This is a genomic window from Acinetobacter sp. YH12241, assembly GCF_013417535.1.
Classification (GTDB): Bacteria; Pseudomonadota; Gammaproteobacteria; order Pseudomonadales; family Moraxellaceae; genus Acinetobacter.
In genome coordinates this window covers 38,008-58,129 of sequence record NZ_VPDQ01000013.1, presented here as the reverse complement: position 1 = coordinate 58,129, position 20,122 = coordinate 38,008, and the positions used below count along the sequence as shown (strand labels likewise).

General features: G+C 45.0%; 15 protein-coding genes and 1 tRNA gene. 6 read left to right on the top strand and 10 right to left on the bottom strand.

Features of this window, described 5'->3' with window-relative positions:
• Positions 1-33: 33 nt before the first annotated feature.
• Positions 34-2,841 carry an ATP-binding protein gene (locus FTV18_RS09520; protein WP_179992987.1) on the bottom strand — a complete coding sequence of 936 codons (2,808 nt, stop codon included), beginning with the start codon at positions 2,839-2,841 and terminating at the stop codon, positions 34-36.
• Between the two features lie 331 nt (positions 2,842-3,172).
• Here FTV18_RS09520 and cysM point away from each other — a divergent pair, with 331 nt between their 5' ends.
• The 5 genes from cysM (at position 3,173) to FTV18_RS09495 (ending at position 9,425) form a co-directional block, all read left to right on the top strand.
• Positions 3,173-4,102, top strand: a complete 930-nt coding sequence (gene cysM / locus FTV18_RS09515) for a cysteine synthase CysM (protein WP_034702431.1) — start codon at positions 3,173-3,175, stop codon at positions 4,100-4,102.
• 17 nt (positions 4,103-4,119) lie between these two features.
• On the top strand, positions 4,120-4,938 hold the full coding sequence (locus FTV18_RS09510; RefSeq protein WP_159123080.1) for a 3'-5' exonuclease: 819 nt from the start codon (positions 4,120-4,122) through the stop codon (positions 4,936-4,938).
• A gap of 6 nt (positions 4,939-4,944) precedes the next feature.
• Positions 4,945-6,321 carry a 23S rRNA (uracil(1939)-C(5))-methyltransferase RlmD gene (gene rlmD, locus FTV18_RS09505; protein WP_180017769.1) on the top strand — a complete coding sequence of 459 codons (1,377 nt, stop codon included), beginning with the start codon at positions 4,945-4,947 and terminating at the stop codon, positions 6,319-6,321.
• Between the two features lie 44 nt (positions 6,322-6,365).
• Positions 6,366-8,675 carry a bifunctional (p)ppGpp synthetase/guanosine-3',5'-bis(diphosphate) 3'-pyrophosphohydrolase gene (locus tag FTV18_RS09500; protein ID WP_179992984.1) on the top strand — a complete coding sequence of 770 codons (2,310 nt, stop codon included), beginning with the start codon at positions 6,366-6,368 and terminating at the stop codon, positions 8,673-8,675.
• A 93-nt stretch (positions 8,676-8,768) separates the two neighbouring features.
• On the top strand, positions 8,769-9,425 hold the full coding sequence (locus FTV18_RS09495; protein ID WP_180017771.1) for a hypothetical protein: 657 nt from the start codon (positions 8,769-8,771) through the stop codon (positions 9,423-9,425).
• Positions 9,426-9,474: 49 nt separating this feature from the next.
• On the opposite strand, the gene secF is transcribed toward FTV18_RS09495, so the two are convergent.
• The 8 genes from secF to queA form a co-directional block, all read right to left on the bottom strand.
• Positions 9,475-10,449: a protein translocase subunit SecF gene (gene secF / locus FTV18_RS09490; RefSeq protein WP_171064806.1), complete on the bottom strand. Its 975-nt coding sequence runs from the start codon at positions 10,447-10,449 to the stop codon at positions 9,475-9,477.
• 7 nt (positions 10,450-10,456) lie between these two features.
• On the bottom strand, positions 10,457-12,355 hold the full coding sequence (gene secD, locus FTV18_RS09485) for a protein translocase subunit SecD (protein ID WP_180017773.1): 1,899 nt from the start codon (positions 12,353-12,355) through the stop codon (positions 10,457-10,459).
• A gap of 52 nt (positions 12,356-12,407) precedes the next feature.
• Positions 12,408-12,737 (bottom strand): preprotein translocase subunit YajC, encoded by a 330-nt coding sequence (gene yajC / locus FTV18_RS09480; RefSeq protein WP_004783613.1) that lies wholly within the window; start codon positions 12,735-12,737, stop codon positions 12,408-12,410.
• A gap of 100 nt (positions 12,738-12,837) precedes the next feature.
• Positions 12,838-13,968, bottom strand: a complete 1,131-nt coding sequence (gene tgt, locus FTV18_RS09475) for a tRNA guanosine(34) transglycosylase Tgt (RefSeq protein ID WP_004783611.1) — start codon at positions 13,966-13,968, stop codon at positions 12,838-12,840.
• A gap of 122 nt (positions 13,969-14,090) precedes the next feature.
• The gene (locus tag FTV18_RS09470) at positions 14,091-14,945 is read right to left on the bottom strand and encodes a DUF4303 domain-containing protein (protein WP_180017775.1); all 855 of its coding nucleotides are present in this window, start codon (positions 14,943-14,945) and stop codon (positions 14,091-14,093) included.
• Positions 14,946-15,056: 111 nt separating this feature from the next.
• Complete coding sequence (locus tag FTV18_RS09465) at positions 15,057-15,626, bottom strand: LemA family protein (protein WP_180017777.1); 570 nt, start codon at positions 15,624-15,626, stop codon at positions 15,057-15,059.
• A gap of 25 nt (positions 15,627-15,651) precedes the next feature.
• Positions 15,652-16,680: a hypothetical protein gene (locus tag FTV18_RS09460; protein WP_180011728.1), complete on the bottom strand. Its 1,029-nt coding sequence runs from the start codon at positions 16,678-16,680 to the stop codon at positions 15,652-15,654.
• An 18-nt stretch (positions 16,681-16,698) separates the two neighbouring features.
• Complete coding sequence (gene queA / locus FTV18_RS09455; protein WP_180017779.1) at positions 16,699-17,733, bottom strand: tRNA preQ1(34) S-adenosylmethionine ribosyltransferase-isomerase QueA; 1,035 nt, start codon at positions 17,731-17,733, stop codon at positions 16,699-16,701.
• A 167-nt stretch (positions 17,734-17,900) separates the two neighbouring features.
• Here queA and FTV18_RS09450 point away from each other — a divergent pair.
• Positions 17,901-17,987 (top strand) — tRNA-Leu (locus FTV18_RS09450).
• 276 nt (positions 17,988-18,263) lie between these two features.
• Here FTV18_RS09450 and FTV18_RS09445 read toward each other — a convergent pair.
• Entirely contained in the window at positions 18,264-19,907 is a 1,644-nt protein-coding gene (locus FTV18_RS09445; RefSeq protein WP_180017781.1) for an acyl-CoA synthetase, read from the bottom strand.
• Between the last annotated feature and the right edge of the window lie 215 nt (positions 19,908-20,122).

Below are 20,122 nucleotides of genomic sequence, written 5' to 3'. Positions count from 1 at the left end.
CATACAGATATGAGTGATTAAAACAACAATGATTTAACCACTATGCTTGTTTAAGATTTGCTGGGCTGCCTGTTCTACCTGCTCAATTACGGCTTTCAGTTCATCCAGATATTTCAATACTTCCTGAACAAAACTGTCATCGGCCTTACGGCGTTCCTTACGCAAGGTCGAGACAAACTGCTCAAAACTTCCGGTAACTTTTTGCAGAGTCGGTGTGCCGACATAACGAGTAGCCCCATAGAGACGGTGCAAAACATGTTCCAGCTGCGGAAAATCTTCCAGCTCAATTAATTGCTCAATTTCATCCAGCTCTTTTTCAAAACTGTCGACCAGCATGCTGAGCAGATCGACGGCCAGATCTTCTTTATTGGCCGCCAGTTGCAGGCTTTGCTGCCAGTCCAGAATATTCGGATCCAGCGCATCAATGACATTGGCACGTTCCAGCACCGGAATCTTTTTAAAACTCTCAGTCGTCCAATGTGTCAGGATCTGCACGATCTGATCAATCTGAATAGGCTTAGTGACATAATCATCCATACCATTTTGTAGCAGTTTCTGTTTCTCATCGGAAAGGGCATGTGCCGTCAGGGCAATAATCGGCAGACGCTGATGATTTTCAAAAGTTGATTCCAGTGAACGGATTGCACGCGTGGTATCGATACCGGACATCACTGGCATCTGGATATCCATAAACACCAGATCAAAAGATGGCAGGCCCTGTTCATAACGACTCTGAATGATATCAATCGCTTCCTGTCCGCTAATGGCTTTGGTTGTGGTGACATTCAGTTCGGCCAGTAAGGCTTCTAGAACAATCAGGTTCGGCAGATGGTCATCAACGGCCAGAATATGCAGTCCCTGACCATTAAAGTCTTCATGCTGTTCCTGATCGAAGACGGGTTGATTGCCGAGTAGCTGAATCAGGGCACTACGACTCAGGGGCTGATGCAGGGCACGGGCACGATGGTCATTCAGCATGTTCGGATCCAGCTGCATCTGATAACCATACACAGCCAGATGTCCCTGATAGCGAGAGCGAATCTCTGTCAGTAGAGCCTGGCTATCGCCACTATGGTCGACAATCAGCCAGGTATTCTCGATATTTTGTAAATGGTTCAGACGACTGAACAGATCCAGAATGGACGTCGACTCAATATGTTTGACGCGATAATTTTCCAGATAATGTCTCAAAACATTCGCTGTTGCCGGATGGGCAAGATAAGACACAACGGTCAGATCACTGAAGTCCGGATGTTCATGAACAATATCTTCATCCACCGGGAATTGGGCAGTAAACCAGAAGGTTGAGCCTTTTTCTGTTGGTGCACGTTCCTGGTTATCTTCAAAGCCGATCTGACCATGCATCAGGTGAACCAGTTGCTTAGAAATTGCCAGCCCTAGACCTGTACCACCGAATTGGCGGGTGACCGAGGTGTCGCCTTGCGAGAAGGATTCAAACAGTTTTTTACGGTCAGTTCCGCTCAGGCCAATGCCGCTGTCCTGAACGCTAAAATGCAGCAGACATTGTCCGATATCATCATGCTCCATGCGTGCCCGAACAATGATTTCGCCATCTGGAGTAAACTTGATCGCATTGGAAATCAGGTTGGTCAGAATCTGCTTGAAGCGTAGTACATCACCAATCACATGTTTTGGCACATTGTCTGCAAAGTAGAACGCCATATCGATATGCTTCTGTGCAGCCAGTGGTGAGAGCATGTCCATCACATCGAAAATGGCTTCTTCCAGATCAAAAGGTGCGGTTTCCAGTTCCAGTTTGCCGGCATCGATCTTGGAGAAATCCAGTACATCATTGATTAGGGCCAGCAGATGCGCAGAAGATTTGCGGATGGTCTGTAAATACAGGCTTTGCTCATTGCTAAGATTGCCTTGACGCAGCAGCAGGTGAATAAAACCATCAATACTATTTAAGGGTGTGCGTAATTCATGGGAAATATTGGCCAGAAACACCGACTTGGCCTGGTTGGCCGAAATCGCCTGATCACGTGCCTGACGATAAGTAATATTTTGAACTTCTAAAGTATCTAGAGTACGGCGCAAATCATCTTCAGTCTGTTCGGTATGCTCGCGCAATTCCAGAAAACTGAAATGCAGACGTTTCACCACATTGGCAATATCACGCTGCAAAAGACGCAATTCACCGGTACTGTTAATCACCATATGCTGATCTAGGGTGTCGGCATTCAGGCGTTGCAGCTGCATGCGAATTTCATACATCGGTGCAATCCAGCGACGAGAATAGAAATTCAGACATAACAACAAGAGCAATAAGGTCAATAAGCCGGTCGCAATCAAAACGATCAGGACCCGGTAGCGGGCAATTTCTAAGGGCTGATTGTCCAGTTCGATCGCCAGCCAGCCTGCATTCATGCCATTTTCATTTACTTTGACTGCATAAATATGATTGTTTTTATCTAAGATCGGGCCAACAAAATTGCCGTCTTTTTTAAAGTCCGGCCAAGGCGCCTGTTCCTGAAACCCAATACCGAGTTTACTTTTACCATTTTCATCCAGAATAGCCGCACGAACCAGATGCTTTTCATTCAGCATATTTTGCATGGCGTCATGAGCTTGTTCATATTGCCATGGATAAAGGCTCAAAATGTCCAGCGCATATTCAGAAGTGGCCTGAAAACGGGTCAGAATCGCAATGGCCATCTGCTTTTGCTGGGCACGTGCGGCATTGGAAGTTTCCGAGATGACCAGAGCAGCGCCGACACAGGCCAGAATAGTAATGGGTACAAAAATCAGTGCAATCAGCTGTCCATAAGCATGATTTAAGTGTAGGCGTTTAAACAGCTTTTTGTTGATATTTGACATGATTCAAGCAGTATTTTCCTTATGCTTTGCATATTAGCATGCTTTAAATCTACTGTTAAAATTTCAGCATTATTTTTCTAAAGCTCCAGATTAACGCAGAAAATAAGAACCATTGCGCTGAACAGTCATTATGTGTGTTTAAGCAAATCTTTTCAGGGGGAGAAGTGAGCTAAGTCACTGTCACGATTGAGGAGTTTTATCAAGCTAAAACAGGGCGAATTGGCCGTGCTGATCGTGATCTATACAGTTTTATGCAAAAGCACTGCTATAAATGGGTGCAGGGAAATGCATTTTTTCATACAATAGCCGCACCTCGATATAGGTGCAAATAATGAGTAATACCACCCCTGATTTTCAAGCAGACGAATTTTTACTGGACCATTATGTAGGCAAAACGCCACTGGTGCGTTTGCAGCGTCTGGCTAGTCACACTCAAGCCACAGTACTTGCAAAACTCGAAGGAAATAATCCGGCAGGCTCGGTCAAGGACCGTCCAGCGTATAACATGATCATGCAGGCGGAAAAGCGCGGACAGATCAAACCGGGTGATACCTTGATTGAGGCGACCAGCGGAAATACAGGGATTGCATTGGCGATGGTTGCGGCCATGCGTGGTTACAAGATGCAGCTGATTATGCCGAATAACATGAGTCAGGAACGTAAGGACGCAATGCGTGCTTATGGTGCTGAACTGATTGAAGTGACCAAAGAGCAGGGCATGGAAGGTGCACGTGATCTGGCCTTGCAAATGCAGGCTGAAGGTAAAGGTCTGGTGTTAAACCAGTTTGGTAACCCGGACAATGTCGAAGCGCATTACCTGACCACAGGTCCTGAAATCTGGCAGCAAACAGGTGGTAAAATTACACACTTTGTCAGCTCAATGGGTACTACAGGTACGATCATGGGCGTATCTAAATATCTGAAAGAAATGAATCCGGATATTCAGATTGTGGGCCTACAGCCATCTGATGGTTCTAGTATTGCCGGTATCCGCCGCTGGCCAGAAGAATATTTGCCAACGATTTTTGATCGTAGCCGTATCGACCGTATTATCGATATTCCACAGATTGAAGCGGAACGCACCATGCGTAAACTGGCGCAAAAAGAAGGTATCAGTGCCGGTACATCTTCTGGCGGTGCAGTTTGGGCATCCATCAAGCTCGCAGAAGAAAATCCGGATGCAGTAATTGTATGTATTATCTGTGACCGTGGTGACCGTTACCTGTCTACAGGCTTATTCTCTGTACAAGACCCTGAATAATTTTTGAGAAATCTTTTATGCGCCTGCCTGTTTTAACTTTCGATATTGAAACTCAAACCGATCTTAAATCAGGCGCGCATCTGTTTGGTCTGGATCTGCCCGAGGCTGATCTGGATCAGGCCCTGACCAAGTTACGCCGTCAGGAATCAGGCTCGGACTTTCAGCGTCTGCCTTTGCATGAGATTGTCTGTATTTCCGGTTTATGGATGGATGAACAGGGTATGCGCCTGTTTTCTTTCAGCCGTGAACAATACAGTGAAGCAGAGATTTTAAAAAAATTCTTATCCATTTTTGAAAAGCGTCATCCGACGCTAGTCAGTTGGAATGGCTCACAATTTGACCTGCCGGTTATTCTTTATCGGGCCATGTATCATGGTTTATCTGCTCCAAGTCTGTTCGATCAGGGCGAAATCGATACGCAAAAGCGTTATAATAACTACCAGAATCGTTACCATCAGCGTCATGTTGATTTGATGGATGTTATGGCCATGTTTCATGCCCGTCATTTTCAGAAACTGGATGATGTTGCTCATTTACTGGGTTATCCAGGCAAGCGTGGTGATGGTGGCTATCATGTACCTGAATATGTACGTAACCAGCAATGGAACGCACTCACCAGCTATTGCGAAGGTGATGTGCTCAATACCTGGTTGGTCTATATTCGCTGGCTGTTGCTAAAAGGCCAGTTGATGTTGCCTGATTATCAGCATCTGGTGCAGAGTACGATTCAATACCTGCATACCCAGCCGCAACATGCAGATTTTTTATCAGTCTGGCGTGAAACCTCACAAAGAACTGAATTTACCCGTTTTGATTTTCCCATCTCCACATCCTAGGTTTTCATGAAACGTCGAGCACAACCACGTCCAGCACCGCAATCCGAGTATATTTTCCAGGTTGAATCACTCTCACATGAAGGACGTGGCATCGCTCACTATGGTTCACATCCGGATCATCCGCTTGAAAAGCATGGCAAGAAGGTCTTTATCCGCTATGCCTTGCCGGGTGAAACCGTTCGTGCCCGCGTTACCCGTGAAGTCAAAAAACTGGAAGAGGCGGATAGCCTTGAGTTGCTCAGTGAGGCTTCCGAGATCAGGGTCAAACCTGTGTGTCCACATTTTGGCGTATGCGGCGGCTGCAATATGCAGCATATCCATCCAGATGCCCAAATTGAACTTAAGCAGAATGTTCTGAAATCACATTTGCAGCATTTTGCCGGGATTCAGCCTGTAGAATGGCTGCCACCGTTACGTTCACAACGTGAAGATTACCGTCGTAAAGCCCGGATTGGGGTGCGTTATCTGCCTCAAAAAGAAAAGTTGGTGGTTGGTTTTCGTGAAAACCAGTCCAATAAGCTGACCTCGATTGACCGCTGCATGATTCTGGATCGCGAGTTTGGATCGGTTACACGTCTTAAACAATTGCTCCAAAGTCTCGATGGTCAGGCAGATATTGGTCATATAGAATTGGCTATGGGTGATCATGACATTGCGTTGCTCATTCGTGAAACCGCAGAATTATCGGTAACAGATGTCAACCGATTGCGCCAATTTACGTTAGAGAAAGGTTGGCAGCTTTATTTGCAGCCTGCAGGCCAAGATTATTTGAAGCGGATTGATGAGCCTGAACAGGCAGCACGCTTACACTATGGTCTTGATGACTTTGATGTGGAATTCGGTTTTAATCCATTGGACTTCACTCAGGTCAATTCAACGATCAATCCGCAAATGGTGCGCTTGGCATGTGATTTGCTTCAATTACAGCAGGGCGAACGCGTTCTGGATCTGTTTTGTGGATTAGGAAACTTTTCTTTGCCACTGGCGCGCTGTGTTGGTGCGTCTGGTCAGGTGGTTGCGGTTGAGGGAAGTGAGGAAATGGTGCAACGCGGTGCGGAAAATGCTAACAATAATGGTATTGCACAAGTTTCGTTCTATTCACAAGATTTAACCAAAGATTTTTCGCACCAGTCTTGGGCAAATCAAGGATTTGATGCATTATTAATCGACCCGCCACGTGCTGGAGCAGAAGAAGTCATGCATTATATTCCTCAGTTTGGTGCCAAAAGAATCGTTTATGTGTCATGTAATCCTGCTACGCTTGCAAGAGATGCAGGGCTACTGGTACAACAAGGTTATCAGCTAACGAAAGCCGGTGTGATGGATATGTTTACGCATACCGGACATGTCGAGTCGATTGCCTTGTTCGAAAAAGAAAATTAAATAAACGATCAAAGAGATGATGTATCTAAAAGTAGGAGAAGGGTATGGTCACAGTACGTGAGCAACTGCCTGGGCGGCTCACTGAGTTGTCACAGGAGGCGACTGTAGAACATGCCGAACAAGCACAGCAGGATCTGACTGAATGGTTAGATCGGGTTCGTGGCATATTAGACGGGGCTCCCCTGAAGCAGCTCGAAGAAGTTGCCCGTTTAACCTTAGAAAAAGAGCTACAAAGTACGATTCAGCATCGCTCTAATACCTTCTATACCGGTATTGAAATGGCGGATATTCTCGCGCATCTCTATGTCGATGAAGATACCTTGTCCGCTGCCATGCTTTACCGCGCAGTACGTGAAGGCGTCATGCCACTGGCAGAAGTGCAGGAAAAATTCGGTGAACAGGTCTACAGTCTGGTCAAAGGCACGCTGTCCATGGGTAAGCTGTCTGAGCTGATTGAAAAAAATAAACGCCTGGAAGATCACTTTAATAATAACCAGCGTGAACATCTGTCTGGCATTTACAAGATGCTGATTTCAGTGACAGAAGATGTCCGCGTCGTGTTAATCAAGCTGGCAGAACGTACCTATGCACTGCGCGAACTGGCCAATTCTTCACGTGAACGGCAAGAACGGGTCGCACGAGAAATTCTCACCATTTATTCTCCTCTAGCGCATCGTCTCGGGATTGCCCAGTTGAAATGGGAACTCGAAGATCTGGCCTTCCGCTATCTGGCGCCAGAACGCTATAAAGAAATTGCCTCTTTGCTGAATGAAAAGCGTCTGGAACGTGAACAATATATTCAGTTCGTGATTGATAAATTGCGTGAAGAGCTGGCAGAACACGGCATTGAAGCTGAAATTAACGGCCGGGTGAAGCACATTTATTCGATCTATCGGAAAATGAAAAGCAAAAGCCTGAGCTTCGACCAGCTGTATGACATCCGTGCGCTGCGTGTATTGGTGAAAAGTGTGCCTGAGTGTTATCACACGCTCGGGATCGTACATCAATTGTGGCGACATATTCCGCATCAGTTTGATGACTATATTACCAATCCGAAGGCCAATGGTTATCGCTCTTTACACACAGCTGTGATTGCGGAAAACAAGTCACTTGAAGTGCAGATTCGTACTTATACGATGCATGAAGAGGCTGAACTTGGCGTATGCTCACACTTCAACTATAAGGAAGGTTCGAAAAATACCGATACTTCCTTTAATCATCGTCTGCACTCCCTGCGTGCAGTGATTGAGCATTATCAGGAACGCAATGAAGCCAGTGCACATAAGGATGAAGAAGAGGAAGTTGAAAATTTTGAGCATATTCAAGATTTTGAAGGCTTCGAAAAAATCTATGTGTTCAGCCGTGATGGTGATATTAAAGAGTTACCACGAGGTTCAACCGTACTCGACTTTGCCTATCATGTACATACTGAAGTCGGCAACAAATGCTATGCAGCCCGGGTCAACCAGCGCTATGTACCTTTAACCTATGCCTTGAAAACCGGGGAACAGGTTGAGATTCTGACCAAGAAAGACCGTGAACCAAATCGGGACTGGTTGGTTAATTCACTGGGTTATATCAAGACTGCACGTGCCCGTGACAAGTTACGTCACTGGTTCCGTCAGCAGGATCGCAGTAAGAACCTGGAAGTGGGTCGTGAAATTCTGAATAAAGAATTGGCACGTCTAGCAATTCACCCGAAATCAATCGACTTGGGTGATTATTGCAACCATTTCAATGTGAAAAGTGGTGAAGACATTCTGATTGGTCTGGTGAATGGTGATATCAGCCTGCATGCCCTGATCAATCAGGTGAACCGTCATATGCATCTGGATCAGGATGAGCCTGAACTGGTGCTGAAACCAGCCTTGAATCCGCGTGCCAGCCATACTTTGTCTGCACATGGTATTCTGATTGATGGTCTGGATAACGTCGAACTGCATGTAGCCCAGTGCTGTCAGCCGGTGCATGGTGAATCGATTGCGGGTTATATTACGCTGAATCGCGGTGTAAGCATCCATAAGGTGGCTTGTCCGGATTATGTACGCATGATCTCGCAGGAACCGGAACGTGCGGTAGAAGCCGACTGGGAAATGCAGCCGACTCGCGGTCAGAGCGTGCAGATTGTGGTGGAAGCCTATGACCGTCGTGGTTTGCTCAAAGACCTGACTCAGGTAATTTTCTCGGATCAGATCAATATCCGTCAGGTAAATACCATTTCAGAAGCGGATGGTATTGCCAATATGAAGCTGTTGATCGAAGTTAAAGGCTTGGCTCAACTTTCCAAATTATTGGCCCGTCTTGAACAGCAGCCGGGAATTATCAGTGCCCGCCGTCTGGTTCAAGGTAACTGATTCTTTTTAGGCATGATTAGAAAAGCCCGCAATTCAATTGCGGGCTTTTTTGTTATAAGGTGTGCTGAAGAGGGAAAAGAGCAAATAATAAACATGAGTGCCACGGAAATATTTGAACTGAGACGAAATAATCTGGCCAAAGTAATCGATCAGTTGATTGATAGCCAGCAGTTTAACAATGGCAAAGAGATTTGCGAGCACTTTGGTCTGTCTGCAGCCTATATTACCCAGCTATTGAACAGTAAGCGCCAGATTGGAGAGAAGGCTGCACGTGAGCTGGAGCAGCAACTGGGCTTGGAAAGTTTAATATTGGATCGTGCTGAAGCACCTGTCATTGAAGTGGTATCTAGTCCTGTAAAAATAACTTTGTTCCAGATGCAGGTTGTTGAGCAGCAAGCCTTTAAAATAGAATTTATAGATTCGGCAGAAAATCTTGTATCTTGGCTGAAATTGGAACCTCAGCATTATGCCATTCAGGTGACAGGACAGTATTATTTTCCGAGCCTAAAAGCAGGCTGGTGGTTGGTCTGTGATGAGCAAGCCGTATTACAGTCATCTGGCTTGGTGTGTCTTTATTTAATTAATGGACTGCAGCTCATTGTGGAGCTGATTTCGGAAAACCAGGACAGCTATCAGATCCAAAGTCTGGATGAAAGCCGCAAGGTTAGTTTCCAGAAATCTGATGTAGCTAGAATCCATCCTGTGATTGCCATAGTGCCTCAGCATTCAATTTTTTTAGACCAGAAATAATTCAGCCCATCATAAGATGGGCTGAATAGGGAAATCGAAAACGGATCGCTTATGGAAGCTGATTTTCGTCTTCAAATTCTGGTTTCACCTGAACAATAAAGTCCTGACGATTCAGACCGCGCCACAGGGCAAAGGCTGTACCGATATAGATCGAAGAATAGGTACCGACAAAGACACCCACAAACATCGCAATCGAGAACCATTTCAGACCAGCACCGCCCATGATCATCATGGCCACTACAACCAGTAATAAAGTCATAGAAGTATGAATGGTACGGCGTAAGGTTTCAGTCAAGGCAATATTGATAATTTCAACAGGTTCGGCACCCCGGATCTTACGGAAGTTCTCACGGATACGGTCAGAGACCACGATATTATCGTTAAGTGAGAAACCGATGATCGCCAGTAGTGCAGCCAGAACCGTAAGGTCAAATGGCCATTGCATCATGGCAAAAATACCAATCGTCACCACGATATCGTGGAACAATGACAGTACAGCACCCATCGCCAGTTTGAACTCAAAGCGGATGGTGACATAGACCAGCATCAACAAGAGGGCAAGAGCAACTGCACCCGCAGAACGCACATACAGCTCGTTACCGACCTGTCCACCGACTACATCGACCTTAGGTACCTGAGCCGCATTGCCTGGCAGCTGAACTGCTGCAGTAACGGCTTTGGTAAGGTCTTCTGCTTCAATATCTTCCTGAACCGGCATACGTACCATCAGGTCACGTTCCGAGCCCAGCGTTTGCACGACCGCATCATCAAAGCCAGCTTTGCTGAGTGCCTGAGTTACATCATCAGGTTTTACCGGATTGGTATAGTTCAGCTCTGCTGAGACACCACCAGTAAAGTCCAGACCGAGGTTCAAGCCTTTGGTCGCAATAAAGAAGATGCTGGCAACCGTCAGGATGATAGAGAACACTGCCGCAGGCAATGCAATCTTCATAAACGGAATGATACGTTCGTCTTCAGGGCGACCGTACTGTTTCTGATTCAGTTGAGTATTTTCAGTCATCATCGATCTCCTAAATGCTCAACTTTTTCAAGTTACGTTTTTTGCCATAGATGATCTGTACGATCGCACGGGTTACGGTAATCGCCGTAAACATCGAGCAGACAATACCAATCATCAGGGTGACAGCAAAGCCTTTGATTGGACCAGTACCAATTGCGAACAGAATGAACGCGACCAGGAAGGTAGTTAAGTTCGAGTCGAAAATGGTGTTATAGGCTCGATCATAACCGGCCACAATTGCCTGTTTCGGCGAGGCGCCCCATTTCATTTCTTCCCGTATCCGCTCACAGATCAGTACGTTGGCATCGACCGCCATACCGATGGTAATCACGATACCCGCGATACCCGGCAGGGTGAGGGAAGCGCCAATCCACGACATCACTGTCAGAATCATCGCCAGGTTAAAGACCAGTGCAAAGTTGGCAATCACACCAAACAGACGGAAGAATACCACCATCCAGATTGCGACTAAGAGGAAACCGATCTGAGTTGAAAGTACACCTTTGTCGATGTTTTCTTGACCCAGACTTGGACCAATCACACGTTCTTCAACGAAATACATTGGCGCAGCCAGAGCACCAGCACGTAGCATCAAGGCAAGCTCAGAAGCTTCCTGAGGTGAGTCCAGACCGGTAATACGGAATTGAGAACCCAATACTGCCTGAATGGTAGCAGCGTTAATCACCACAGATTCGGTATATGGTGTACGCACTTCAGTTTGTGCACCTGTTGCCGGGTCTTCTACGTAGCTGATCTTTTGCTTGTTCTCAATGAACAGTACCGCCATACGTTTGCCTACGGCATTACGTGTGGCATCTGCCATCAATTTACCGCCAGCGCTGTCCAAAGTAATATTAACTTCAGCACCACCAGTATCCTGACTAAAGCCAGAAGATGCATTTTGTACACGTTCACCGGTCAAAATACGGTTACGGTTTAGCAATAACTGACGACCACTGTCCAGAGATTCATAAGCAAATGCCTGAGTTCCTGCTGGAGCTGTACCACTTAATTGGCCAGTATAAGGATCGATGTATTGATCATTCAGATCAGACACCAGACGGAATTCCAGGTTCGCCGTACGACCCAAGACACGTTTTGCTTCTGCGGTATCCTGTACACCCGGAAGTTCAACCACAATACGGTTGCTACCTTGGGTTTGTACCAGCGCTTCAGCCACACCTAACTCGTTAATACGGTTACGTAAAGTAGTTAAGTTCTGGTTCACCGCATAAGATTCGATTTCCTGCTTACGCGTATCGGTATAGTTGAGGCGTAAAGTCGAACCGGTTTCAGTCGCCACTGCCTGCTGGTTGAATTCATTGCCATTACGGCGCAAGAAATCCATGACGGCAGCACGATCATCATTATTGGCAAACTGCACAACAATGGTGTTATTGCTTAAATTCAGGCTATTGAATTTCAGGTTGTTATCACGCAGCTGACGACGCAGGTCAGTTGCTGAGGTGTCCATGCGCTGTGCAATCGCCTTGTCCATATCCACTTCGAGCAGGAAGTGAACACCACCACGTAAGTCCAGACCCAGTTTCATTGGTTTGGCACCAATTTTCTGTAGCCATTCTGGAGTGGTTGGAGCAAGGTTAAGTGCTACGACGTATTCATCACCTAAACCACGGCGTAAAGCTTCTTTGGCTTTCAGCTGTGCTTCACTTGAATTTACACGTAATAAAGCAGCGTTATTACTAAAGCTATTGTCGTGAGTTGCAATATTTTCAGTTGTTAAAATCTGCTCTGCTTTTTGTACGATGCCTGCGTCAATCTGAGTACCGGCTTTGGCACCCGAAATCTGTACAGCAGGTTCATCTGGATACAAACTTGGCAGGGCATATAAAGTACTGACCACCAGGACAACCAGGATCAGCACATATTTCCATGCTGGGTAACGCATTCGTTTTCTTCTTAAAATGAAAAAGTCGTGCGGGGAGCACGACTAATTTTGATTAAATGTTATTTAAAGTGCCTTCAGGCAGAACTGAGATCACACTCGCGCGTTGAACTTTGACTTCTACACCGCGGCTCAACTCAACGACTGCGAAATCACCTTCAATTTTAGTGATTTTGCCCATTAAGCCGCCTGCAAAAACGACTTCGCTGCCTACGCCAAGGCTGTCAACCAGAGCACGGTGCTCTTTGGCACGTTTTGATTGAGGGCGCCAGATCAAGAAATAGAAGATTGCAACAAAAACCGCAATCATCAAAAGGTTAGCCATCAAGCTTGGTTGTTGTGCAGCTTCACCTGCAGCGTGAGCAGTCGAAATAAATAGGCTCATTTCATTTTCCTAAAATAAAAAACTGGTGATCAACTTGATAATAAATTGACATATTCTTGCAATTTACCCTGTCTTTTTCCTCAGCGCAAATGCTGAAAGATTAATCTTGTGGACAAGGTGGAACTTCCAGGCCACGACGAGCGTAAAAGTCCTGAACAAATTCATCAAAAGTTCCGTTATCCAGCGCATTGCGGATATCTTCGGTAAAACGCTGGTAATAACGCAGGTTATGGATGGTACCGAGCATAGAACCCAGCATTTCTCCACATTTCTCTAAATGGAACAGATAAGCGCGGGTAAAGTTCTGACAGGTATAACAATCGCAATGTGGATCAAGTGGGCTTTGATCATGACGGTATTGGCTATTACGGATACGCACTAGACCATCGGTCACGAAATAATGACCGTTACGTGCATTTCGGGTTGGCATGACGCAGTCGAACATGTCTACACCGCGACGGATGCCTTCAACGATATCTTCCGGTTTGCCGACACCCATCAGGTAACGTGGTTTATTTTCCGGCATTTTGTTCGGAAGATAATCTAGCACCTTGATCATTTCTTCTTTTGGTTCACCAACAGACAGACCGCCAATCGCATAACCGTCGAAGTCAATCTCAAGCAGGCCTTTTAAGGATTCATCGCGCAGGTCTTCATACATCCCACCCTGAATAATCCCGAACAGGGCATTTTTATTGTTGAGTTCATCATGATGATGTTTCTTGCAGCGCTCAGCCCAGCGTAAAGACAGCTGCAAAGATTTTTGCGCTTCTTCATGGGTTGCAGGATAAGGCGTACATTCATCAAAAATCATCACGATATCGGAGTTCAGCGTATGCTGAATTTCCATCGAAATTTCAGGTGAAAGGAAAACTTTTGAACCATCGATCGGGGAGCGGAAGGTCACGCCTTTTTCTTCAATCTTGCGCATTGCACCCAGACTGAAGACTTGGAAGCCGCCTGAGTCAGTCAGAATCGGTTTATCCCATTTCATGAAACCGTGCAGGCCACCATGCTGCTTGATGACTTCAAGGCCCGGACGCAGGTATAAGTGGAAAGTATTACCGAGGATAATCTGTGCTTTAATACCTTCAACATCACGTGGCAACATGCCTTTAACCGTGCCATAAGTACCAACTGGCATAAAGACGGGTGTCTCTACTACGCCATGTTCAAGCGTTAAACGACCACGACGGGCACGACCCGACTGACCTAATTTTTCAAACTTCATAAGAGTTCCAAATCAAGGCGAAAAAACAGTTCGCTGATTACTAATGCGAATTAAAGGGCGCTATTTTCCTTGATTCTGACCTTAAACGCCAGCATTGTAGAGAATTCACTCTGTAATTTTATTTATCGATGAATAGAGGAAATATCAAGTGAAAGAGATAAGTTTGCAGAAAATTGCTGTAAACGCTGCATAATTTCTTCCCGGCTCAAGGCACAGCTACCATCAGGTTCAGCCGCCATGGCAGCAATATGCTGGATCAATTTTTGGATATAGATATTGCTGTCGATAAAATAGGATTCCAGCGTCAGTAAATAGGCATCCTGCGCCACTTGCAAATAGTCATAAGGTTCCATAGCCAGCATTTGTTCCAGATCAATCAGAATATCCTTATCACTTTGTGAGAGTTTTAAACGTTTATTGACTCTCGGTTGAGACAGGGTCTGTCTGAAAGCTAAAAAGTCCTGCAATAAGCGACTGTCGGAATTGAGTTCAAGTGCAGATTGGTATTCACATTCAGGTTGGGTCGGAACGCTGAGGAAAAAAATAATCGAATCTAGATCCAGACCATAAGCTTCAGATAATTTGCGTTTGGCTTGTTTAAAAGTTTCTAGCAATAAATCCAAGTGAGTAGCAGGAAGCTGTTTTTGTTGAGCTAAGACAGGATGGCCAAAACTATGCTGGGTTTTAAAATACTCTGCCAGCAAAGTTTTAAAAGGCATGAGTTCAGATTGTGAAGAGCTTTGGCTTTTATAGCGCCATTTTCGTACATTCCAGCGATCCTGTTCGGCCAGATATTGCTGTGGATCTTCAGGGTCTTGAAAAATGCTACGTTCTGTGGAAATCGCCAGATCATCCAGCAGCAAAAATTCATCAAAGACTAGGCTACAGGCATAGATGTGGTCATCCTGATAACGGTCATACAGCTGATAAAATTCCTTGACCAGCATCTGTTGCAAGTGTTCTAAATAATCCAGCATGATTTTTTTATTCTTTTTATTGGGTTTTATAAGTGTATTGCTTTATCTCACGCTATCTCATCATAGGCCAATGTATTGCAAATCAAAAACTATAAAATGTAATGATTTTTCTCAGTGGAAATTCGGACGATAGTCAAAGTTTTGGCTCACGGTCTGGTCACGGAAAGGGCGTACGACTTTCTTTCTAAGGAACATGTTATTGATAATATTGTGCGGGAAAATCTGGATCTGGTTATTGAACAGTTCAACATTGCGGTTGTAAATGGTAATCGCAGCACCGACATTTTCATTCTGTTCTTCAATTTCATTCATCATTTTCAGGTAAATATCATTGGCTTTCAGTTCAGGGTAGTTTTCAATCACCACATTCAGGCTGCGCATCAGTTCTTTATTCAGGTTTTCAACCCGTTGTAACTGGGCAATATCGGCATCCTGAATATTCAGGCTCATAATGTTCTGGCGCAGTTCAGTGACTTTCTCTAAAGTTCCTTTTTCAAAACTGGAATATTGCTCAACCAGAGGTTGCAGACCATCCAGGATTTTTAGTTTTTGCCGCTCATAGCTGGCGACATCGGACCATGCACGAATAGTGGAGTTATGATGACGCACAATGCTGTTACGAATCATGATAATGGCAATAATGACCAGAAGCGGGATAATGACAAAAACAAAAAATCCCATAAAAGTAGTCCCCAGAAAAAAATAATTATTTTAAAAATTGCGTCAGATCAGTATGTAACTTTTCCAATTCTATTAATTTAAACGTTCTGAGATGGCCACGCAATGTGGAAATATCGCTAATTTTATCGTGTTTACTGGATACCTCAAATAAATCATGTGGTCCCAGATAGCAGAGTATATGGCTTTCCGGGTGAAACAATAAATCGCCCTGACGCTGTTCAAAAAAGTCCGCTAGTCGAAGTACAAAACCAGGCGTGAGCATTTTGGCCATTTGCATCGGATCACTGCCAAAGAAATTTAACTTCTGGTTGGTGCGAATGTCGCTGCTGTGCCAGGGATAAGCATAAGGATAATGAAATTTCTTTCTGGAGGTAGTCACGGCTAGCCCCTGAATCTGAACATCAAAAACAAATACCCCCCAAAGGTCTTTATGTACCTGGGTCAGTTTGACCGGTTGACCTTCCTTATTGCGTACCTGAACTTCATGTACATAATGATATTGAAAGACTAGAACCTGATGTTGTTGACCATCTTCATCTTCCCAGACGGTGCTGGCATAGCGTGAAATTTCATTACTCAGAGAGCCCTGATTAAATACCGGGAACAGACGTTTTAAATGGCTAATAAAATGTAGGGGATTCAGTGGAATAGAAATATGTTGTGGCTGCCTCTGAAAAGCCAGCTGGTATTTTTTGGCGAGCGCCTCATCTTCCAGATAACGAATGACTTCATCCAGTGGCTTTCGATGTTCATAGCTGATATAAGCCCAGAATACCAATAGGCATCCAAAGAAAACACCGCTTTGCATCCAGATATTGGCAGGCGCTACAAAGATGCAGCCAATCAGAAAGAGTCCGATTCCGGCCAGAGCAAGCGGTAAATTATTTTCAAATTTTAAGCTAATTGGGCCATTCCAGGGGTGCAAGCCATCCAATAATTCCTGATAGCTTTTGGCCTGACGACCCAGATCCCAGAGCCGGGCGATATTGCGAAACACCACTTCATTTTTCTTACGTCGAATATGAATGGAATGCTGCACAGACTCGATCGGCATGGGGAGGTTTCCTGCTGATTATTGCGCTTGATCAATCAGCATGGCATCGCCATAACTGAAGAAGCGGTATTTGCTTTCAACCGCGTGCTTGTAAGCATTCAGGATGTTTTCGCGGTTAGATAGAGCCGAAACCAGCATGAGCAGGGTAGATTCCGGTAAATGGAAGTTGGTAATCAGACGATCCACCACTTTGAACTCATAACCCGGATAGATGAAGATTTGAGTATCACCGGTCCAGCCTTTCAGTTCACCACCATTGGCCTGAGCCGCACTTTCGGTCGCACGGGTTGCGGTCGTACCGACAGCAATCACTTTATTACCACGTGCTTTGGTGGCTTTGATCAATTCCATGGATTCATCCGATACCTGACACCATTCGCTGTGCATGATATGGTTTTCGATATCATTGGTACGAACTGGCAGGAAAGTACCTGCACCGACATGCAAGGTCACAAAGGTTTTCTGAATGCCTTTTTCTTCCAGTTTCTTCAGCAACTCTTCATCGAAGTGCAGGGAAGCGGTTGGTGCAGCCACACTGGCCAGTTTTGTCGGATCGTTAAAAACAGTCTGATAACGTACTGTATCAATTTCTTCTGCTTCACGGTTGAAATAAGGTGGAATTGGTAGCGCACCGTATTGATCCAGCACATCCAGAATCGGCTGAGAAAACTCGACAATAAACAGATTTTCATGACGGCCTTGAACGGTGACTTTGACTTCATCTGGACCGATAAATAATTCTGCACCGGCTTTAGGTGTGTTGCTGGCCTTGATATGACAATGCGCAATGAACTGATCCATCATACGCTCAACCAGTACTTCAACTGCACCACCAGAGGCACGTTTACCTTTCAGGCGCGCTTTCATCACTTTGGTATCGTTCAGAACCAGCAAATCGCCTTCATTCAATAAATCCAGAATATCGGTGAACTGGTGATCGTGATATTGGCCATGTGCATCAAGGTGTAACAGGCGGGAAGCACTACGTTGTTCAAGAGGATAGCGAGCAATCAGCTCATCAGAGAGATCGAAACTAAAATCAGAAAGTTGCATGACAATTTACGATAAAAAAACTGCGGCTAGTATAAACTTTTTTCTTTTTTATGGCGGGAATTGCTCGATTATAAAACAAAAAAATAAGAATTGTTTTAAAATTAGGCAAATGTGTTTTTTCTGCGTTGACAAGTTTTTGAAACAGAGTAATATAGCCGTCATCCACTCCCGAGGTGGTGAAATTGGTAGACGCGGCGGACTCAAAATCCGCTGTCAGAGATGACGTGTCGGTTCGAGTCCGACCCTCGGGACCAAAATTCTGAAGAACCCCAAGCATATTAAATCTTGGGGTTTTTTATTGCCTAAAAATAAGCATGTGGATATGAACCTCATTGATTGATCACATTCTTTTTTCAAGTTGGGAAGGTATTTTCTAGAATAAGTACCTTAATCAGCACTCTAAATTCAGTCACTTAAATAAATTAGTTATCTTTATTCTGAATATAAAAAAACCCCACTCATCAAATTTTTCTTTTTCACCATCAAAAATAAAATTCAGGAGTGGAGCTAGATATTACAGTCTTAATAAATTAAGAAAATTCACCCGTTGAGTGTTCTTTGGCCCAGTCACGCAGGATAAATTTCTGCAATTTCCCGGTTGAAGTTTTTGGAATCTCGGTAATCACTACATCTTTAGGTACTTTAAAACGCGCCAGATGTTGCTTGCAGAATTCGATAATCTCTTCTGCTGTGGCAGTTTGTCCTACTTTCAGTTCGACAAAGGCACATGGCACTTCCTGCCAGCGAGGATCTGGTTTTGCCACCACGGCTGCCGTGAGAATAGCAGGATGCTGATAGAGCACTTCTTCCACTTCCAGCGATGAAATGTTTTCACCTCCCGAAATAATCACATCTTTAGAGCGGTCAGTGATTTTTGCATAACCATCAGGTTGGCATACTGCCAGATCGCCAGTATGGAACCAGCCACCGGCAAAGGCTTCTGCAGTTGCTTCCGGATTCTTTAAATAACCTTTCATGACGATGTTGCCACGGAACATGATTTCACCCATGGTCTGACCATCATGTGGCACTTCCTGCATAGTGTCAGGATCAAGTACTTTCATGCCATCTTGCAGCGGATATGGTACACCTTGACGAGAATGCAATTGCGCCTGCTCCTGAATCGACAGATCTGACCAGCCTGCCTGAGACGCACAGAGCGCAGAAGGGCCGTAGGTCTCAGTTAGACCATAGACATGAGTCACATTAATACCGATATTGCGCATGCCCTCAATGATTGCAGCAGGAGGCGCAGCACCGGCTACCATCACTTCGACACGATGATCAAACTTGGTCTTTTTCTCTTCAGGGGTATTGATCAGCATCGATAGTACAATTGGCGCACCGCAGAAATAATCCACTTTATGTTCAGCAATGAGTTTAAAGATCAGTTCCGGATCAACTTTACGTAAACAGACGTTCGTACCGCCATTGGCTGCCATGGTCCAGGCAAAGCACCAGCCATTACAGTGGAATAGCGGTAAGGTCCATAAGTAAGTGGCACGTGGCATCATGCCACAGGCAATGATATTACTGGCTGCATTAATATAGGCGCCACGGTGATGGTAAACCACGCCTTTCGGGTTACCTGTGGTTCCAGAAGTGTAGTTCAGGCTAATCGCATTCCATTCATCATCCGGTAAATGCCATTCAAAATTGGCATCGCCTTGAGCCAGCCAGTCTTCATATTCAATCTGGCCGATACGGGTATCTTCACCCTCAAATTCCTCATCAGCCACGTCAATCACATAAATGTCTTGCTGTGGAACCAGAGCCAAAGCTTCTGTTGCAACTGCAGAAAATTCTGGATCGACCAGCAGTACTTTGGTCTCAGCATGTTCCAGCATGAACGCCAATGTTTTGGCATCCAGACGGGTATTTAAGGTATTCAGGACCGCACCCGCCATTGGCACAGCAAAGTGTGCTTCGATCATCGCAGGTACGTTTGGCAGTAAAACTGAAACGGTGTCATTTTTACCGATGCCTAAATTCTGGAGCTGGTGGGCAAACTGACGGCAACGATTGTATTTTTCACGCCAGGTAATACGACGCTTACCATGAATGATCGCATTTTGATTCGGGTAGATATAAGCCGCGCGATCGAGATAGCGTAAAGGTGACAGCGCTACAAAATTGGCAGGGGTGCGCGGTAATTCATCGTATGCCTTAACCATTGTAAAACTCCGTTCTATATTTATTTTTCATATCCTGTTAAAAAAGATATGCAATTCTTGGAAGTCTTGCAGTTATGCTTTAGTCGAGTGCGAATGTATAATTTTAAAAATTTAAATAATTGAATATTAATAAAATTATTTTTAAGCACCGATTTTTTTGAACCTATGGGTTCCCATATTTGCCTTTTTAGGTATTTTACTCTAAATGGGTGTTA

Bases quoted from the DNA above. Each gene is read 5' to 3' on its own strand.
- FTV18_RS09520 (WP_179992987.1), bottom strand. From the start codon at position 2,841: ATGTCAAATATCAACAAAAAGCTGTTTAAACGCCTACACTTAAATCAT.
- cysM (WP_034702431.1), top strand. From the start codon at position 3,173: ATGAGTAATACCACCCCTGATTTTCAAGCAGACGAATTTTTACTGGAC.
- FTV18_RS09510 (WP_159123080.1), top strand. From the start codon at position 4,120: ATGCGCCTGCCTGTTTTAACTTTCGATATTGAAACTCAAACCGATCTT.
- rlmD (WP_180017769.1), top strand. From the start codon at position 4,945: ATGAAACGTCGAGCACAACCACGTCCAGCACCGCAATCCGAGTATATT.
- FTV18_RS09500 (WP_179992984.1), top strand. From the start codon at position 6,366: ATGGTCACAGTACGTGAGCAACTGCCTGGGCGGCTCACTGAGTTGTCA.
- FTV18_RS09495 (WP_180017771.1), top strand. From the start codon at position 8,769: ATGAGTGCCACGGAAATATTTGAACTGAGACGAAATAATCTGGCCAAA.
- secF (WP_171064806.1), bottom strand. From the start codon at position 10,449: ATGATGACTGAAAATACTCAACTGAATCAGAAACAGTACGGTCGCCCT.
- secD (WP_180017773.1), bottom strand. From the start codon at position 12,355: ATGCGTTACCCAGCATGGAAATATGTGCTGATCCTGGTTGTCCTGGTG.
- yajC (WP_004783613.1), bottom strand. From the start codon at position 12,737: ATGAGCCTATTTATTTCGACTGCTCACGCTGCAGGTGAAGCTGCACAA.
- tgt (WP_004783611.1), bottom strand. From the start codon at position 13,968: ATGAAGTTTGAAAAATTAGGTCAGTCGGGTCGTGCCCGTCGTGGTCGT.
- FTV18_RS09470 (WP_180017775.1), bottom strand. From the start codon at position 14,945: ATGCTGGATTATTTAGAACACTTGCAACAGATGCTGGTCAAGGAATTT.
- FTV18_RS09465 (WP_180017777.1), bottom strand. From the start codon at position 15,626: ATGGGATTTTTTGTTTTTGTCATTATCCCGCTTCTGGTCATTATTGCC.
- FTV18_RS09460 (WP_180011728.1), bottom strand. From the start codon at position 16,680: ATGCCGATCGAGTCTGTGCAGCATTCCATTCATATTCGACGTAAGAAA.
- queA (WP_180017779.1), bottom strand. From the start codon at position 17,733: ATGCAACTTTCTGATTTTAGTTTCGATCTCTCTGATGAGCTGATTGCT.
- FTV18_RS09445 (WP_180017781.1), bottom strand. From the start codon at position 19,907: ATGGTTAAGGCATACGATGAATTACCGCGCACCCCTGCCAATTTTGTA.